The 16942-nt window shown below is 68.9% G+C and carries 10 protein-coding genes and 1 pseudogene; 7 read left to right on the forward strand and 4 right to left on the reverse strand.

The genetic code is table 11. The annotated features are described in order from the left end of the window. The first annotated feature begins 289 nt into the window (after window positions 1-289). Window positions 290-1123 carry an alpha/beta fold hydrolase gene (locus tag ACWEFB_RS37765; protein ID WP_452293031.1) on the forward strand — a complete coding sequence of 278 codons (834 nt, stop codon included), beginning with the start codon at window positions 290-292 and terminating at the stop codon, window positions 1121-1123. 11 nt (window positions 1124-1134) lie between these two features. Next, window positions 1135-1995 (forward strand): alpha/beta fold hydrolase, encoded by an 861-nt coding sequence (locus tag ACWEFB_RS37770; protein ID WP_452293032.1) that lies wholly within the window; start codon window positions 1135-1137, stop codon window positions 1993-1995. Between the two features lie 86 nt (window positions 1996-2081). Here the strand turns inward: ACWEFB_RS37770 and ACWEFB_RS37775 are convergent, their stop codons facing one another. Next, window positions 2082-7916, reverse strand: coding sequence for an RHS repeat-associated core domain-containing protein (locus ACWEFB_RS37775; RefSeq protein ID WP_452293033.1), 5835 nt, complete (start codon window positions 7914-7916; stop codon window positions 2082-2084). A gap of 356 nt (window positions 7917-8272) precedes the next feature. Then, the gene (locus tag ACWEFB_RS37780) at window positions 8273-8440 is read right to left on the reverse strand and encodes a hypothetical protein (RefSeq protein WP_452293034.1); all 168 of its coding nucleotides are present in this window, start codon (window positions 8438-8440) and stop codon (window positions 8273-8275) included. Window positions 8441-8986: 546 nt separating this feature from the next. Between ACWEFB_RS37780 and ACWEFB_RS37785 the strand changes: the two genes are divergently transcribed. From ACWEFB_RS37785 to ACWEFB_RS37795, 3 genes are all read left to right on the forward strand, one after another. After that, window positions 8987-10228 carry an MFS transporter gene (locus ACWEFB_RS37785; protein WP_452293035.1) on the forward strand — a complete coding sequence of 414 codons (1242 nt, stop codon included), beginning with the start codon at window positions 8987-8989 and terminating at the stop codon, window positions 10226-10228. A gap of 356 nt (window positions 10229-10584) precedes the next feature. Next, complete coding sequence (locus ACWEFB_RS37790; protein ID WP_452293036.1) at window positions 10585-10851, forward strand: hypothetical protein; 267 nt, start codon at window positions 10585-10587, stop codon at window positions 10849-10851. Window positions 10852-11203: 352 nt separating this feature from the next. After that, a complete protein-coding gene (locus ACWEFB_RS37795) occupies window positions 11204-11758 on the forward strand; it encodes a dihydrofolate reductase family protein (protein ID WP_452293037.1) in 555 nt (184 codons plus the stop codon). Here the strand turns inward: ACWEFB_RS37795 and ACWEFB_RS37800 are convergent. Next, the gene (locus ACWEFB_RS37800; protein WP_452293038.1) at window positions 11734-14751 is read right to left on the reverse strand and encodes a BTAD domain-containing putative transcriptional regulator; all 3018 of its coding nucleotides are present in this window, start codon (window positions 14749-14751) and stop codon (window positions 11734-11736) included. The genes ACWEFB_RS37795 and ACWEFB_RS37800 overlap by 25 nt on opposite strands. 57 nt (window positions 14752-14808) lie before the next feature. Here ACWEFB_RS37800 and ACWEFB_RS37805 point away from each other — a divergent pair, with 57 nt between their 5' ends. Together ACWEFB_RS37805 and ACWEFB_RS37810 are read left to right on the forward strand one after the other, a co-directional pair. Further along, window positions 14809-15627, forward strand: a complete 819-nt coding sequence (locus ACWEFB_RS37805) for an alpha/beta fold hydrolase (protein WP_452293039.1) — start codon at window positions 14809-14811, stop codon at window positions 15625-15627. Between the two features lie 266 nt (window positions 15628-15893). Continuing rightward, a complete protein-coding gene (locus ACWEFB_RS37810) occupies window positions 15894-16640 on the forward strand; it encodes a hypothetical protein (protein ID WP_452293040.1) in 747 nt (248 codons plus the stop codon). Window positions 16641-16684: 44 nt separating this feature from the next. Here ACWEFB_RS37810 and ACWEFB_RS37815 read toward each other — a convergent pair. After that, window positions 16685-16870, reverse strand: a pseudogene (locus ACWEFB_RS37815) (glycoside hydrolase family 15 protein); the annotation flags it as partial. Window positions 16871-16942 lie beyond the last annotated feature (72 nt).

Genomic DNA, 16942 nt, shown 5'->3' on the forward strand with positions numbered 1-16942 from the left:
GGCCTTAGACATCCCAGATCTTCCCAAATCAGAAGGCACTTTCGCGTTCCCGGACCACGGCACCGCCCACCCTTACTGAAGGGCCGAGGCTAGTGATGGAAGGGGACCGGCTTCGCTATTCGGCCCAGCCTGCAGCTTGCCCCGACTCCCCCGCATCCCCCATCTCTCGTTGTCCGTCGAGTCGGTCGACAAACACGGGGACTACGCGATTCGGGTGATTCGCGAAACGGCGCAATATCCGTACCTTCGGCAAGGTTCCCAGAGCGGAACGCAAGCCCAAGGAGTCTGCATGCCCCGTGTCACCGTTGGCTCAGAGGGAGCCAACCCGATCGAAATCTATTACGAAGATCACGGCACCGGTACGCCGGTGGTACTCAGTCACGGATACCCACTCAGCGGGCGGGCCTGGGAGAAGCAGGTCGCCGCACTGCTCGCGGCCGGTTACCGTGTCATCACGTACGACCGGCGGGGTTGGGGAAATTCCAGCCAGCCCGCCAGTGGGTACGACTACGACACGTTCGCCAGCGATGTGAACGTGCTGCTCGAGAAACTGGACGTGCGCGACGCCATCCTCGTGGGTCACTCGATGGGGACCGGCGACGTTGCCCGGTACCTGGGTCGCTACGGCACCGGGCGGGTCGCGAAGGCCGTACTGTTGTCGCCGATCCCGCCGTTCCTCCTGCGAACGGACGACAATCCCGAAGGCGCACCGCAGTCCTTGTTCGATGGGTTCATCCAGGCCGCGCGGGCGGACCGGTACGTGTGGCTCAAGCAGTTCCTGGAGAACTTCTACAACCTCGACGTCTACGGCGGCTCGCTGGTCAGCGACGACGCGTTCCGGGCCAGTTGGAACGTGGCCGTGGCCGGATCTCCCCTCGCCGCGGTGGCCTGTATCCCGACCTGGCTCACCGACTTCCGTGAAGACCTGTCCAAGATTGACGTGCCGGTACTCGTTATCCAGGGCGACCAGGACCGGGTCCTACCCATCGGGGTGACCGGCCAGCGGCTGTCCGCCTTCATCGGGGATATGCGACTGCTCGTCATCGAGGGCGGGCCGCACGCCATCGCCTGGACCCACACCGATCAGGTCAACGCCGCCCTACTCGACTTTTTCCAGCAGTGAAAGGAAACACCGTGAAGTTGTCCTTCCGGCGCCGCCTCATCTACGTAGGCGTGGCCATCGGTGCCCTCACCCTTGGTGGTGCCGGCATCGGCACCGCGCAGGCCTCGACGAGTCACGTCGCGCACTCCCACCATCCGCGTCCCGCATCGGCCAAACCGACCGTCGTGCTCGTGCACGGTGCGTGGGCTGACGGGTCCAGTTGGTCGGGCGAGGTGAGCCGGCTACAGCACGACGGTTACCCGGTGGTCGTCGCGCCGAACCCGTTGCGCGGCCTGTCCAGCGACGCCGATTATCTGCGCGAGTTCCTCGGCGGGATCACCGGCCCGGTCGTCCTCGTGGGACATTCGTACGGCGGCGCGGTCATCACCAACGCGGCCACCGGCAACGCAAACGTCAAAGCGCTGGTCTACGTGGATGCCTACATCCCTGACGCGGACCAGAGCGTGGCCGAGCTCACCAGCCCCGATTCCGTGCTCGCGCCCGCCGGGACCAACCCGACGTCGGTGTTCAAACTCCTTCCGTACCCCGGTGCCCCGGCCGGCATCTACGACACCTACCTGCTGCCGAAGGTGTTCGAAGCGGCGTTGGGTGCCGGGCTGTCGAAGTCGCAGATCGCGGTGCTCGCGGCATCGCAGAGCCCGACCTCGCTGGTCGCACTGGGCGAGCATTCCGGTGCACCGGCGTGGGCGTCGATCCCGTCCTGGGCCCTCGTCGGCACCCAGGACAAGCTCATCCCCCCGGCGGCGCAGCTTGCGATGGCCGGACACGCGAAAGCCCACGTGGTGAAGGTGAACGCCGGTCACCTGTCCCTCATCACGGCGCCGGACGCGGTCACCAAGCTCATCGAGACCGCCGCCCGCACGACCGCCTGACCTACCCCCGACGGTCTTGGCTTCCTGACCACCGTTCAGGAAGCCAAGACCCGTACTCCCACGCGCCCGCGGCGATGTGAGCGTTCTTAGCACGGGGTGTTGTTGCTCCAACCGCCGTAGGTTTTCGCCGCGTCCGATCCTGACGCCGCTTCCACCACGTTGTCGCAGGAGTCGTAGCCGCTTCCGCTGCCGCGTTCCGGGCCCGACCCGGAGGGGTCGCTCATGGTGACGGGGCTGTTGTCGGCGTACGCGTAGCCGTTCCACTGCTGCGGTTCGGTCAGATCCTGGACCGGGTCGACGCTGACGAACCGGCCGGTGACAGCGTCGTACTCGCGGGCGCCGACGTGGACGAGTCCGACGTCGAGGTTGACCGGCTTGTTCAGGAAGCCGCGGTTGTCCGGGTATGCGTCGGTCGCACCTCGTGGTGCGCCGTAGGGGGTGTGTTGCCGCCACGTGGGGATCTGGGCGGTCGAGTCGAGGTAGAGACTCGGGGTGCCCTGGTTGTCGGCGATGGCGAACGAGAAGTTGGTACCGGTGCCGGTACGGATGGCGCTGCCGCCGCCCGGTAGTGGGTAGTAGCGGGTGCCGGTGACCGCGGTGGCGCCGTTGCGGAGTTCGAGTTGCTCGCCCGGCAGGTACAGCACGGTGCTCGACGGGTTCTTCTCCAGCAGTAGGTTGCCGTCGGCGTCGTACACCATCTCGCTGTTGCCGGCGGCGCCGCCGGTGACGGCGGTGAGCTTGCCTGCCTCGTTCCAGGTGAGTGTCTGGTTGCCCTGGCCGGCGTTGCGGCTGGTCATGTTGCCGGCGGTGTCGTACCCGTAGGTCGTGGTCCCGGCCGGGTCACCCGTGGTCGAGGTCAGGGCGTGGGGCGCAGTGGTGCTGTACTGGTAGTTCGTGGTGGTGTCGACACCGCCGGTCAGGTTGTGCTCGACCTGTTGGGTGCGGTTGCCGATCGGGTTGAGCTGCCAGCTCGTCCAGTAGGCACTGCCCGCGCCGATGCTGTTTCCGACCATGGTGTGGTTCGTCGTGGTCGGGGCGGCTGCGCAGCTGTCGGTGGCGGTCCACGCGGAGGTGAGCCGGGCGAGGCCGTCGTAGGCGTAGCACTGGGTTTCGGACGGGGTGGCGGCCGAGAGCCGCGTGCTTGTCTCGCGGAGGATGTTGCCGGCCGGGTCGTAGGAGTAGCTCTGTTTGTCGATGTCCTTCGGTGTGGCGGTGCCGCGACTGACGAGTTGGTCGATGAGCCGGCCGTCGTGCGGGTCGTAGGTGTAGGTGACCGATGCCTGGTTGGTCGAGTTTCCGAGGACCTGCTGGGCGACCCGGCCATAGGCGTCGTAGAGCACGTCGAGGGCGTAGCTGTTCTGCCCAGCCACGGCGGTGACCAGGTCGAACACGCCGGTGGTGGCGTAGTTGACGGTCTCGTTCGGCAGCCCGCCGTGGGACGTCAGGACGTCCTTAGTATGTAGGCCTGTCGTGGTGGCGTATTTGTGGGCGTAGGTGTAGGTACCGGCAAGGAGTGGGCCAGCGAGGGTCGCGGGGATCGTGACCGTCTCGCTGAGCGACTTGCCGAAGATGTTGAAGTCTTTGTACTGGACCGTGTAGGCGGCGCCGTTGACGTACGACGTGCTGGTGGTCAGGTGCCCGACCGGGTATTTCATCGTGGGCACGGCGTTGTCGGAGTTGTCGTACACCCAGGAGGCGACCCGGTTGGTGGTCGACTGCGCCTCGACGGTGGCGGCGTAGCTGCCCGTCTTCCGGTTGAGGGCGTCGTAGGTGTACGACAGCGTCTTGTTCCGACCGTCGGTGGCCTGGATGAGGTTGCCGTTGGCGTCGTACCGCATGGTGCTGGTGCCGGCGTCCGGGTCCGACTTGGCGACGACCTGGCCGAGCAGGTCGTAGGTCGACGTCCAGGTGTTCGAGGCAGTGTCCGTGACGGTCGTCTGGTTGCCCCTGGCGTCATAGCCGTAGCTGGTGTCGACCGTGTCGCCGCCGGTAATGGTGAAGACGCCGGTGAACGTGTTCGACGGGCTGTCGACCGTCGGTCGGGTCGTGTATCCGAGGAGGTGACTGGTGCGTCCGAGTGGGTCGAAAACGCTGGTCTTGGTGACACCGCCGGCCGGTGGGACCACGGTGGTCCGGTCACCGTTGTAGACGGTGGTTGTCGTGGAGACGGCGACGCCGTCCTTCGCGGCGGTGACGATCACCGCACGACCGAGGCCGTCGTAGGTGGTCCAGGTCTGGTTCGCGACCTGCTTGTGTAGGTCGGCGGCGCTGGCCGGGGTCGACACCGTGGGCAGGGTGGTGTCGTCCCACCAGCCGTTGTAGGTACGGGTGACCCAGCCCCGGCTGTCGTAGAACGAGTCGGTGACCATCCGGCCGCCGTTCGGCGTCATCGACTGGACCTGCCGGGTACGCAGCAGCGCGTCGTAGATGGTGACCGAGGTCTGGTAGAGCGACAGCTCGCTCATCTTCCTGGTGGTGGTGGCGGTGACACCGGTCTTCGACACCTGGTAGTCGAAGGTGTAGTTCGCCGGCAGGCTGGTCGCCCGCGAGTCGGTCCATACCCCCTTGATGCGACCGAGTGGGTCGTGTTGCTGTGTGGTGACGACACCGTTCGGGTCGGTCGAGGTGAGCGTCAGACCCCTTGCGGTGTCCAGGGTGGTGGACGAGGTCTGGTTCAGCGGGTTCGTGACACTGACGCCGATGGTGAGTCCGACCGCGTTCACCGCGTACGACGAGCTCGTCTTGTTGCCGTTGGCGTCGTAGGCGACAGTCGGACGGCCGTAGAGGTCGTACGGGTTACCTCGGCTGGTGGTCTGCCACACGTACGCGCCCGCGGTGTGGTCGGAGGCGGTACGGGTCATTGTCACGTCGCCGGTGCTCGGTGCTGTCGGCTGCGGCCAGGTGGTGGACCAGTCCTGGTCGTCGTAGTAGGTCCGGACGGCCCTGACGACCTGGGCCGGGCGGGACACCGTGCCCGGGGCGGTCAGGGTGTTGACGCTTCCCGGTACCGAGGCCGGGGAGCCCTGGGTGAAGCCGCCGCAGGCCACCGCGACGGTTTCGGTTTCAGCGGGCAGTCCGACGAGGTTCTTCGCCACGTTCGCCGGGGCGTACGTGTTGGTGGTGCACTGGTCGTAGGCCGGGTCCGCCGGCACCGTGTGGACGTAGGTACGTTGCAGCAGACCGAAGGAAGTGCTGGTGGTGGCGGTGTCGTAGCTGTTGTCGGTCTGGGTGACCCGCCAGGTCGTCGCTCCGGTTCCGGTGATCGCCTGCCGGTTGTACGTCTGCACCGGCGCTACCACGTTCGCGGTCAGGGCGGGCAGGCCGGTGCGGCTGCGGCTCGCGCTGGCCGCCGATACCCAGTACGACGTGATGGTGGAACTGTCGACCGGGCCGTTGTCGCCGCGATAGGACGTCGACTCCAGCACCATGCCGGACAGTTCGTCGGCGTCGTCGTGCTTGCCGCCCTGGGAGTCGGTGATACTCACCGCCGCGCCGCCGTTGTTCCGCGACATGCCCCGGTAGTAGGTGGTTTCGGACAACGTCTGCGGGTCGTCGACGCCGTCACCGTTTCTGGTCTGCACCTTGACGTAGCCCCGGAACTGCCCGTAGGTCCGGTTCTTCGCCTTGACGAGCTCGTTGTCGTCAAAGTGCCATGCGGCGCCGCCGGTGTAGCTGTAGCTGGTCGCGGTCTGCGCCGCGCCCCCGGTTGGGTCGGTCGAGGTCACCCTGGTGACCGCCCACTTGTTGAACCAGTCCCGGACGGGATCGGCAGAGCCGCCGGGGGTCCAGTAGACCGGGTAACAGGAGGAGGTGTTGGTGGCGGGGTCGATGGTCACCGGGGTGGCGCACGGTTTCGGCAGTTCGTAGGTTGCGGTGATCACCGAACCGGTTTCGGTGGTGACGGTGCCGATCCGGCGACGCATGAAGGCCGGCAGGCCGTCCGGGTTGGTCCGGTTCTGCAGCTCGACGTCACCGAACGAGACCGAGGGAAGCGCGATCGACTCGGTCGACCCGTCGGTCCTGGTGGTCGCTCCGGTGTGGGTGATCGAGTCCAGCCAGAGCGTGGGGGACGTTCCGTCACCCGTCGCCGGGAAGCGGTGCTCAAGGAGGTACGTGTCCACCGGCACATACTTCGACAACGCGGTCGACCATTGCCGGGTGCTGATCGACTTCAGCCGGACGGTGGAGAAGTGCGACGGGCTCCACGGCATGCAGGTCGTGCCCGCGGCGCAGACCAGGTCGTACGGCACGTCGGGCCAGTTCGCCTTTGTGCTGTCGCCCAGCGGTGCGCAGGTGCCCGACAGACAACGGTTGTCCGTGTTGAACGAGACCTGGTTCGGCACGGTGCCGTACGCGCCGCCGTCGCGGAAGCCGTAGTCGATTCGCGCGAGGTAGCTGTCGCGGGTGTACGGAACGTTGCTCGCACCCTTGTTGCGGCCGTAGTAGTTGACGTCCTGCTTGTAGTAGTACGCCATCGCGTTGCCGCGGATGTCCTTGACGTAGTCCAGATTCCAGCGGTACGCCATGGTGCAGACCGACGAGGCGAACCCGGCCGCGTTGTAGCACGGGTCGCCCGGGTGCGGCGAGTAGACCGGCTGGACGTCGACCGAGTTCGTGGTCTCCTTCCCCGAGGACCAGCCCGGCACCTGGTTGCGGCCGAACTCGTAGCTGGTGCCGTCGCGCAGTGTCACCCGCCAGTAGTCGGTGTTGTACGTGCCGGTGCCGTTGTTGGTGTCGGTGACGTGGGTGATCACCTCGCCCTTGTCACTCCTCGGCTTCCACACCTTCTTGCCCGCGTCCCAGATCAGGGAGGACGACGAGCCGTTCAGCGACAGGGTCAGGATCGGCCCGTCGTAGCACCTGTCCGGGGTGGACACCCGCGATGCGCTACCGCCCGGGTTGTCCGAGCACGACACGAACGACTGCTCGATGAACGACTTCGGGGTCGACCAGCCCTCGCCAACCCAGGACGACTGGGCCTGGGTCGAGGCGGTCTGTCCGTCCACGGCGCTCGAGTCGTAGTTGAGTGACAACGACGGAACCAGGGGCGACGAGGACGTCGGCACGGCCATCGGGTACGAGTAGGTGAACGATCCAATGTTGGTCCCGGCTGGCCAGGAGCCCGAGGGCATCAGGTCCGTGGCCGCGTACGTGCCTGCCTTGCCACCATCGGCAGTGGCGGCAACAGCCGCGAGCACCACGGGAGCCATGCTGGTGAGCTTCAGCCGCACCGACACGCTCTGGCCGACGGCGTCGTTCGTCGACGGGAGCGGCGTCGCCTTCCGGCAGGCAGGCTGTGCCGGGGTGCTGATGGCGCAGGCCGGTAGGGCTACCAGGCCCAGCCGGAGGCCGTAGTTGCCACCGTACGCCTGCGCGAAAGAGGCATAGTCGACCCCGACGGTGACCTCGCCCTGGACCTCGGCACCGGTGGTTCTCGCGGTGGCGGCACCGGTGCCCGCCACGGACAGGAGCACTCCGGCGACACCCGCTGCCTGTGCTGCCGCGCGGTCGTGCACCCGGACGTCGAGCGCGGGCGGGCCGGAGTAGCGGCCCTTGCTGTCGGCCGCCGCCTGTGCCCAGACCGGCGAGCGGTCGTCGCGTACCTTCGCCGTCCGGGCGCCGCTGACCGCGGCGGACGGGGTGCCCAGGGTGAGGGTGCTCGTGCCGGCCGCCGGCCAGCGGGTCTGGACCGGGGCGAAGGGCTTGGACGGCTTTGCCGGCGACGCGAAGTGCGTCGGAAGGGGCTTCACTCCGCGCACGGCCCGGACCTCGGGAGTGGCCAGCGGTGGTGTGAGTTTGGCGGTCACCGCCGCCGAGGCGTAAGTGACCGCCACCGCGCTACCCAGCAGCGTCGTGGCCACGGCGGCGGTGAGTACGCCCCGGATCCGCGCCCCGCGCGACAGCACCGCGTGTCGTCTCATCGCACCCTCACCCCGTCAGATCAAGGAACCAACCAGCCTGCGGATGTCGACCGCGTAAGACCGGGCGCCACTGTCCCATGATCAAACCGCCGAGCACGATCACGAACGGGTAACGGTCCAAGATCCAAAAGTGGCCGAAGTGGACGCTCCTCCCCCAATTGGGCAGTGACTCACATCGCACGCATGGCGGTCATCGCGATGATCATCGTCAGGTGCCGGAGCCTTCGGGCACCCCAACTGTCACATCTCGACGCTCACCCAGCCGAGCACCGTCGTCACAACGCGAAGGACCGCGATGGAAAGCCAGCCGGACCGGACCGTCGTCGTCCGGTAGAGGTCGGTGCGTACGAGGGCGATCATCGGGTCACCGCCAGTCGGAGAAAGACCTGATCTGGGTTGGGGATGTCGGCGGTCACCTCGTAGATGGGCACCTGCACGGCGAGCGCGATCGTGCCGGCGCTTTCGGCCGAGAGTCCGACCACCTCCGGGGTTGCCCGTCCGCGCTGACCCGGGCGTCGGCCCACTCGTACGCCTGCCACAGGCGACCCGGATCCCCGCCACGGATTCGTAGCCGGGCGGTCGCGTGACCGTACGAGTCCGCCAGGGGTGCCGTACACATGACCGAACACGCAGGACATGAGCAACGAAGCAACGACGCTCGGCCACTACATAGCGGACGAATGGAAACGGATCGCGGCCCAAACCTTCCATGAGACCATTTGTGGCGCACATCACAAGCAGTGGACCTGGAACCGAGCCCGACTGACGCCTTCCTTTTGCTGAAAGGCTTCTTTGAGGGTTCTGGTGCGGCTCTGGAGCGCGGCACGGCGTCCCCCTCTACTTCGTCTAAGGGGCGGTCACTGCCACGGAGGAATCGACCTCTGAGCGCTGTTGATGTTGCGATTGAAGCGCTGGCTTGCCCACCGGGCCGGTAATACGGTCGGCCGCATGCCCGAACTGATACTGCCGACCACCGGTTTGCGCGCCGCCCCTCTGAAGTGCCAGGACGACTGGGACCTCGGCGTGCACGAGGACGACTTCGGCCTTGGAAGCCCCGGGAGGTACGGACCATGCTGGATCTGAGGCCCTACCGGGACGCGCTCGCGCTGCCGGGGTTGCGACCCCTGCTGCTGGTCGCGATCCTCGCTCGGGTGCCGGTGGCGGCCACCGCGGTGGTGATGACGCTGCACGTACTCGACCTGGGCCACGGCTATTTCGCCGCCGGACTGGTCGGGGCCGCGCTGACGGTTGGTTCGGCGCTCGGCGCACCGCTGCTCGGCCGGCTGGTCGACCGGCGTGGCCTGCGGCCGATGCTGCTGCTGACCACCGTGGTCGAGGCGCTGTTCTGGGCGACGGCGCCGGTCCTGCCGTACCCGGTGCTGCTCGGCGCCGCGTTCGTCGGGGGGCTGCTCACCCTCCCGGTCTTCTCCGTGGTCCGGCAGTCGATCGCCGCACTGGTCCCGCCGACCCAGCGCCGTCAGGCGTACGCGCTGGACTCGATGTCGGTCGAACTCTCCTTCATGATCGGCCCTGCGGCGGCCGTGGCCATGGCCACCAGCGTCTCGCCCACCCTGACCATGTATGCAGTCGGCGGCGGCATCGTGCTGGCCGGACTCACCCTGCTGGTACTCAACCCGCCGTCCCGCGCCCGGGACGAGGAGACGACGCCGGCGCAGCCACTGCCCCGCCGGCAGTGGCTGACCCCACGGCTGATCGGGCTGCTCGCTGGCGGCGCGGCCAGCACACTGGTCATCGCCGGCACCGACGTGGCGGTGGTGGCGGTACTGCGAGACGCCGATCAGGTCGAATGGGCCGGTGTGGTGCTGGCGCTCTGGGCCTCGTACTCGTTGGTCGGCGGCTTCACCTACGGCGCGCTGTCCCGCCCTGTGCCGTCAGTGGGCCTTGCCGTGGTGCTTGGTCTGGTCACCATTCCGGTCGGTCTGGGCAGCGGCGAGTGGTGGCTGCTGGCCCTGGTGCTGCTGCCGTCCGGGGCCCTCACCGCGCCGACCGTAGCCGCCACCTCCGACGCGGTGAGCCGGCTGGTGCCGGCGAGCGTACGGGGCGAGGCGATGGGCCTGCACGGCTCGGCGATGGTGGTGGGTCTGGCCCTCGGCGCCCCGCTGGCCGGGGCGGTGATCGATGCCTCCGCACCGACCTGGGGCTTCGCCGCGACGGGCCTGCTCGGCGCGCTGATCGCACTGGCGGTGCTGCCGGCCGAGTTGCGTCACCGACGATCCGACGTCGCCGCTGAAGCCGCCACCACCCCGGTCCGCAAACTAGACCCGGACTCCGCAAGATCACCCGCAAGGTAAGTCCGGATTCCGCAAGCTTCGGGCGGACGCCACACCAACGAGGGCGAATCGCATCGGATCGAACAGGTGGGGGCGACTGGCAGGAGCGCGTATTCGTCTGGGGCGAGTTCGCTCGTCTTCTAACTCTGGCGGTTACGCATGGTGACCATCCAGCAGGGGCACACCCTCTCCACCGCATTCAGGGCAGCCCAGGGATCACCAGCGCACTGTACTCGGCGAGCATCCTCTTCTACCGCTGGTCGAGGGCGTCGTTCGGAGAACCGTGACGGACCTGTCGGCCGTCTACCCACCGACGACACCGCATCTGCCTGCCTTGGTGCCGCGCCTCCATCTGGGCCACTGGCACAATCACCGCTGTGACGACCTTCGAGTTCCGGGTCACCCATGTGTTTGACATCGGAGTACGCCGCGGGCTGCTCGTCGTCGGTACCGTACTGCAGGGCACCGCTCGATCGAGCACAAGGCTCCGTGATGTCTCGGCCGGGCATTCATTCACCATGCTAGGTATTGAACTGAACTGCTCGCAGAACCCGGACAAGAGTGGTTTCGCCCTCGTCGTGGACCGAGCCGAGCGTGACTACGCCCAGCCCGGGCGCATCTGGGTCGCAGATGACGAACCATAATCAGGTGCACTGATCTGCCGCCGTGCGTGCCGACCCAGTCGGAGCCATCACGCTTGCGACCACCCCTCGATGCCGGTCGGCGATGAACTGCAGGTAGCCGGCGCCGGGTGAAACGGATGGCTCCGCCGATCGAGTGGCGTCAGCAGGTGACCGCGATGGCCGTTACCGTCACGACGCAGGCCGTTCGGGTCAGCCTCCCGAGCTTGTAGGAGACATTGCCGGTGCAGGTCGCCCAGGCAGCGCAGTGTCTCAGCGTACCCGCCTCGAAGGGAATCTGAAGGAAATCGTAAGCGGTCCTCGGCAGAGTTCTCCCTGTCAGCAGCGACATCGCAACCACCTTGGAGAACATCCCATGCGCAAGCTCATCAACTCCACCTACCTCACCCTCGACGGCGTCGTCGAGAACCCCATGTGGACGTCGCCCTACTTCGCCGAGGAGGCGGCCGAGTTGGCCGCCGAACTCACCACCGGCGCGGACGCGCTGATCATGGGCCGGGCCACCTACGACGGTTTTTCACAGGCCTGGCCGGCCATGGACGAGAGCGACCCCGCCACCGGTGCCGCCTTCTTCAACAACGTGAAGAAGTACGTGGCGTCGACGACGCTGAAGGACCCCTCCTGGAAGAACACCGAGGTGCTGGAAGGGGATCTGGTCGAGGCGGTCGCGAAGCTCAAGGCTCAGGACGGCAAGGACATCGTGCAGTACGGGTACGGCGAGGTCACCGCGCAGCTCGTCAAGGCCGGCCTGGTCGACGAGGTGAAGTTCTGGATCCACCCGGTCATCGAGGGTGTTCCCAGCTTCACCAGTGTGCTGAGCAACGTAAAGGCCACGTTCGAACTGATCGACACCCGGATCTTCAAGAACGGCGTCATCGTCGCCACCTACCGGCCCAAGGCCACCGCCTGATCGAGGGAGAGCTTCGCGCCCTCGGCCACCAGGTCGTCGAAGCGTTCCTGGCCGATCGAAGCAACCGCCCGTCGCGCCGTCCGGTCGAGCTCGTCCTGCTCGGCCGGGGCGGCCGGGGCGGCATTCTGATCGCGGGCGGTGGCTGCGGCGCCCAGCAGCCGGGCCGCCACGGAGGGCTCTGCCAACGCGGCTATGCCCTCGACCGCGCCGATGCCGTCACGGGTGGAGCCGATGGCGGCGTCGTACGCCTCCAGATGCAGTGCCCGGGCGGCCGACGGGTCGCCTTGGAGTTCGCGCGCGTAGCCCAGCTCGACCAGGATCATCGGCAGGTACGGCGGCGGCTGCGGCTCGATCCGACCCTGGTCGGCGATCCGGGTCAGGTGGGTGACGGCCTGGTCGAGGCGGCCCGAGCGGCGGGCGGCGATGCCGAGGCCCATCTCGGCGAACACTACCGCGGCGGGTGCCCCCTGTTCGGCGGCCAGCCGGTAGGCGCGTTCTGCCAACTCCCGCGCGACCTCGTAGTCCCGGCCCTGCACAGCTAGCCAGGCCAGCCAGGACAGCTTGCCGCCGACCTCGGGCCACAGCGAAAGCTCGGTCGCCCAGCGCAGCCCCTCCCGGTGCACGGCGGCGGCCCGCTCGTTCTGGCCACGGAACTCCGCCAGCCCGCCGAGCCAGTCGCTGGCCCGCAACCGCCCCCATCGGTCGCCGAACTCGGCGAAGAGCGCGTCGCTGCGGGTGGCAGCCGCCTCCAGCGCGGGCGGATCACCGGCCGCGTGCGCGAGCATCGCCCGCGACGTCAGCACCGCCGCCTCGGTCCACGAGTCGTCGAACTCCTCCGGCAGCAGCAGCGCGGCGAGCGCCAGGTAACCCCGTTCCAGCACGGCGTTCGCCACGAACCAGACCGCCCGCCCGGCCGTATCAGGAGCAAGCACATCCTGTACGTCCGAAGGCACCCGCTCGCCTTGCAGCAGAGCGAGACCGAGTCGCCAGGGCGCGGCGAGGCGCTCTTCTTCGGCCGTGCCGACCAGCGCCAGGGCAGCGCGGGCCTCGCTGAGCCGGCCCCGCAGCACCCAGTACCAGGTGAGTGCGAGTGCCAGCCGTAGTCCACCGCCATGAGTGAGCGCCGCCTGCAGGTTGGCTCGCTCGGCGTCCAGGGTCGCGAGCCACTCCCGCTGCTCGGGGCCGCGCAACAGGGGATCGGCGCGCTCGGCGAGCGACCGGAAGTACGCGGCGTGCCGGCTCCGGATCGCGGCGGCGTCGGTGAGCTGCGCGGCGCCGAACTCCGCGACCGACTCCAGCAGCCGGTAACGCGGCCCCGGCTCGGCCACCACGAGCGACCGCTCCACGAGCCGGTCCACGGCGTCCAGGCCGGCGTCGCACACCTGCTCGGCGGCCTGGGGTGTGCAGCCGTCGCGGAACACCGAGAGCCGCGCGAGCACCGCTCGGTCCTCCGGGTCCAGCAGATCCCAGCTCCACGCGATCACCGCGGTCAGGGTGCGCTGCCGTTCCGGCACATCCCGCTGCCGCGTGGTGAGCAGCCGGAAGCGGTCGTCAAGGCGATCCACCACGCCCTGTACGCCGAGCGCGCGCACCCGGGTCGCGGCCAGTTCCAGCGCCAGGGGGAGGCCGTCCAGCCGGCGGCAGAGCTGCGCCACGGCCGGTGCGGTCTGCTCGTCGAGCCGGAACCCCCGGTGCTGAGCGGCGGCGCGCGCCACGAAGAGCCGGGCTGCGGCCGACCGCCGTACCGCGTCGACGTCGGTCGGGTCGGACGGCAGCGCGAGCGGACCCACCTCCCAGATCCGTTCGCCCGCGAGCAGCAGCGGCTCGCGGCTGGTGGCCAGCACGCGCACCCCGGGCGCATCGCGGAGCAGCCGCCCGACCAGTGCGGCGACCGCTCCGATCACATGCTCGCAGTTGTCCAGTACGAGCAGCATCTCGCGGTGCCGCAACGCCGCCACCAGACGGTCGGCCGCAGACCCGGTCGTGCCCGGTGCCTCGTGCAGACCGAGAACCCCGAGCGCCTGCTCCGCCACCCGCGTGTCTGCTGCCGCAAGCGGCGCCAGCTCCACCAGATGTACGCCGTCCGGCTGCACCTGTTCGGCTGCGGCCGCCGCGGCGAGCCGGGTCTTGCCCACCCCGCCCGGCCCGACCAGGGTGAGCAGCCGGCCGGCTGGGATGAGGGTGCGCAGCTCCGTCAGGGCCTCGGCCCGGCCGATCAGCTCGTCCAGCTGGGCGGGCAGGCTGTTCCGGACGATCGCGGACTTGGGTGGGGCGCTGAGGCCCGGGTCCTGGTCGAGGATCTGTCGGTACAGGGCGGCCAGTTCGGGGCCCGGGTCGAGGCCCAGCTCGTCGGCGAGTCGTTCGCGCAGCCCGGCGTAGCTCTCCAGGGCCTCGGCCTGCCGCCCGGCGGCGTACAGGGCGCGAATGTGCAGGCCGCGCAGGCCCTCCCGCAGCGGATGGCGCTCGACCAGCTCGGCCAGCTCCGCAGCCACCATGTCGTGCTCGCCGCTGGCCAGCCGGGCCTCGGCGAGCCGCTCGTACACGAGGAGGCGCTGCTCGGTGAGCCGGGTCGCCTCGGCGCGGGCGAACTCCTGGTCGGCCACGTCGGCGTACGCCTGGCCGCGCCAGAGCGCGAGCGCCGCACCGAGCCGGACCACGTCGGCTGCGTCGGCGAGCGCGGCGAACCGGTCGGCGTCCACATCGTCGGCCCGCAGCCGGTAGCCCGGGGGCCGCGACTCGATCAGATCACGGGCGCCCGGTTCGGCGTCGTTGAGCGCCTTGCGCAGCTGCGACACGCGCACCTGCAGCGCGGCGGCCGGGTTCGCGGGTGCGTCGTCGCCCCACAGATCCTCGATGAGCCGGTCCGCGGAGACCACCTTGTTGCGGTGCGCCAGCAGGTCGGCGAGCAGCATCCGCACCTTGGCGCCGGGCACCACCACAGGCTCGCCGTCGTCGGTGGTGACGGCGAGCGGACCGAGAATCCCGAAACGCACAGCGGGACATGCTACGGCGGTAAGTCGACCGTAAGCGGAGCCACGCACGCTGGACCCATGGAGATCTATTTCGAGGACCACGGCACCGGCCCGGGACGGCCGTTGATCCTCGTGCCCGCCGCACTGTCCGGCATCCGTACGTCGTACGGCGTGCTGATGCCGTTGCTGGCGAGAAGGCGGCGCGTGGTTGCGATCGAGCTGCCGGGGCACGGCCGGACTCCCGACTGCGACGGCCCGTACACGGTCGAGGGTTTTGCGGCGGAGGTGGTGCACCTGCTGGACCGTCTCGGCCTGCCGCAGGCGGACGTGCTCGGCTGGGGTCTGGGCGCCGCGGTCGCACTGCGGGTCGGCACCCACCACCCGGCGCAGGCAGGCCGCCTCGTGCTCGCCTCGTCCACCTTCGACCGCGGTGGCCTGCACCCCGGGCTACTCGACGGCGCCCAGCGCCTACGGCCCGAGCACCTGTACGGCTCGGAGCTGCACGAGGAATACCTGCGGACCGCGCCCGACCCGGCCGGCTGGGACCGCCTCGTCACCAAGATGGCGGTGCTGGACGCGCATCCGCCCGAGTGGACGCCCGCGCAGATCCGGTCCCTACGGGTCCCCGCGCTGGTCGTGGTGGGTGACGCGGACATCGTACGGCCGGAACATGCCGTACGGATGTTCCGGCTGCTCGGCGGCGGCGTGCCCGGCGACGTCTGTGGGCTGCCGCGCTGCCGCCTCGCGATCCTGCCCGGCACCACACACGCCTCGCTGCCGCAGCGGGCCGCGCTGCTGGCCCCACTGGTGGAGGAGTTCCTCGACGAGGGCCTCCATCCCCCGGAGGCGACCGGAAGGCAGCGACCCACTCCGAGGTCAGCCCCTCGGACGGGATGACGGCGGCACCCACGCGGTCGAACATGATCCTGGTGCGGTCGTCGAGGTCGGGGTGGGGGACCAGCGGATTGTTATTTCGAGCGTGCCACGGTCGCCGGGAACCGGATCTCCGTTCTCGTCGTCTGACCGGCATGACGACACGGACACCCCTTCTGGGTCTGGCGGCGGCCGTACCTGCGTTGCTTCTCCTGACCGCATGCGGCCCCCAGCCTGGCGTCGGAAGCCCGCCTCCGGCACCTGTCGGGTCCCTGGACGGCGACGCCGTCGTGCTGCGGATCGATCACACCGGCGGCTTCGTGCCCGTCGAAACGATCCCGAGCCGTCTGCCCCTGGTGTCGATCTACGGCGACGGTCGGGTGATCACCCTGGGGCCGACGACTCTTGCCCACCCCGGCCCGGCGCTACCTCACCTGCTACAGACGGTGATCTCCGCCGACAACGTGCAGACACTGTTCGAGAAAGCGCAGGAGGCGGGCGTTGGCACCGCCACCGACCTCGGCCAGCCGCCGGTCGCCGACGTGCAGAACACCCGGTTCACGCTGGCCACCGCCGAGGGCAGCAAAACGCTGGAGGTCGTCGCGCTCGGCATGGAGGAGGCCGGCGGCCTGAGCGACGCGCAGAAGGCGGCCCGCGAGAAGCTCTCCGAACTGGTCAACGAATTGAGCGACGTGCGCGCCACGCTCGGTGCCGGCACAGTCAAGGAGCCGGAACCCTATCCGGCGGTGGCGATCGCGGCGATCGCGACGCCGCACGTGACGCAGCCCGATCCGGCGCTGCCGGCCCAGCCCGCCGTAGCCTGGCCGGGACCGGCCTTGCCTGGCGACAGGCTCAAGGCCACCCTCGACGTCGGCTGCGTGGTGGTCGCCGACGACGAGGCGGGCAAGGTGGTCGACGCGGCCCGGAAGGCCAACGCCGACACACCATGGGAATCGGACGGCAAACAGTGGAAGATCGTATTCCGGCCGCTGCTTCCCGAGGAGACCGGCTGCGCCGACCTGGCCGGGCAGAGCTAGACCGCCGCCGCCCTGGCCGGAGCACGACGGCAGATCTGCGAACGCTACCTCGTGTCGGTTGACACACGGTTGAGCTGCCATGCCGCGAGGACCAGTCCGATGTGCGAGAAAGCCTGCGGAAAGTTACCCAGCTGGGCCCCGCTGTACGGGTCAATCTGCTCGGCGAAGAGCCCCAGATCGTTGGCGCTGTCGGCGAGATTCTCGAACAGCGCGGCCGGATAGCGCCTCTTTCTCTACAAGAGGGCTATCGGTGTGTCGAAGGGGGCGGTGGGAAGGAGCGGCGCCAGGGGGTGTCGGCGGTC

Source organism: Micromonospora sp. NPDC004704, assembly GCF_053601675.1.

What these genes read in the sequence shown, in the direction of transcription:
- ACWEFB_RS37785 (WP_452293035.1), top strand. Translation starts at nt 8,987, where the DNA reads ATGCTGGATCTGAGGCCCTACCGGGACGCGCTCGCGCTGCCGGGGTTG.
- ACWEFB_RS37775 (WP_452293033.1), bottom strand. Translation starts at nt 7,916, where the DNA reads ATGAGACGACACGCGGTGCTGTCGCGCGGGGCGCGGATCCGGGGCGTA.
- ACWEFB_RS37795 (WP_452293037.1), top strand. Translation starts at nt 11,204, where the DNA reads ATGCGCAAGCTCATCAACTCCACCTACCTCACCCTCGACGGCGTCGTC.
- ACWEFB_RS37805 (WP_452293039.1), top strand. Translation starts at nt 14,809, where the DNA reads ATGGAGATCTATTTCGAGGACCACGGCACCGGCCCGGGACGGCCGTTG.
- ACWEFB_RS37765 (WP_452293031.1), top strand. Translation starts at nt 290, where the DNA reads ATGCCCCGTGTCACCGTTGGCTCAGAGGGAGCCAACCCGATCGAAATC.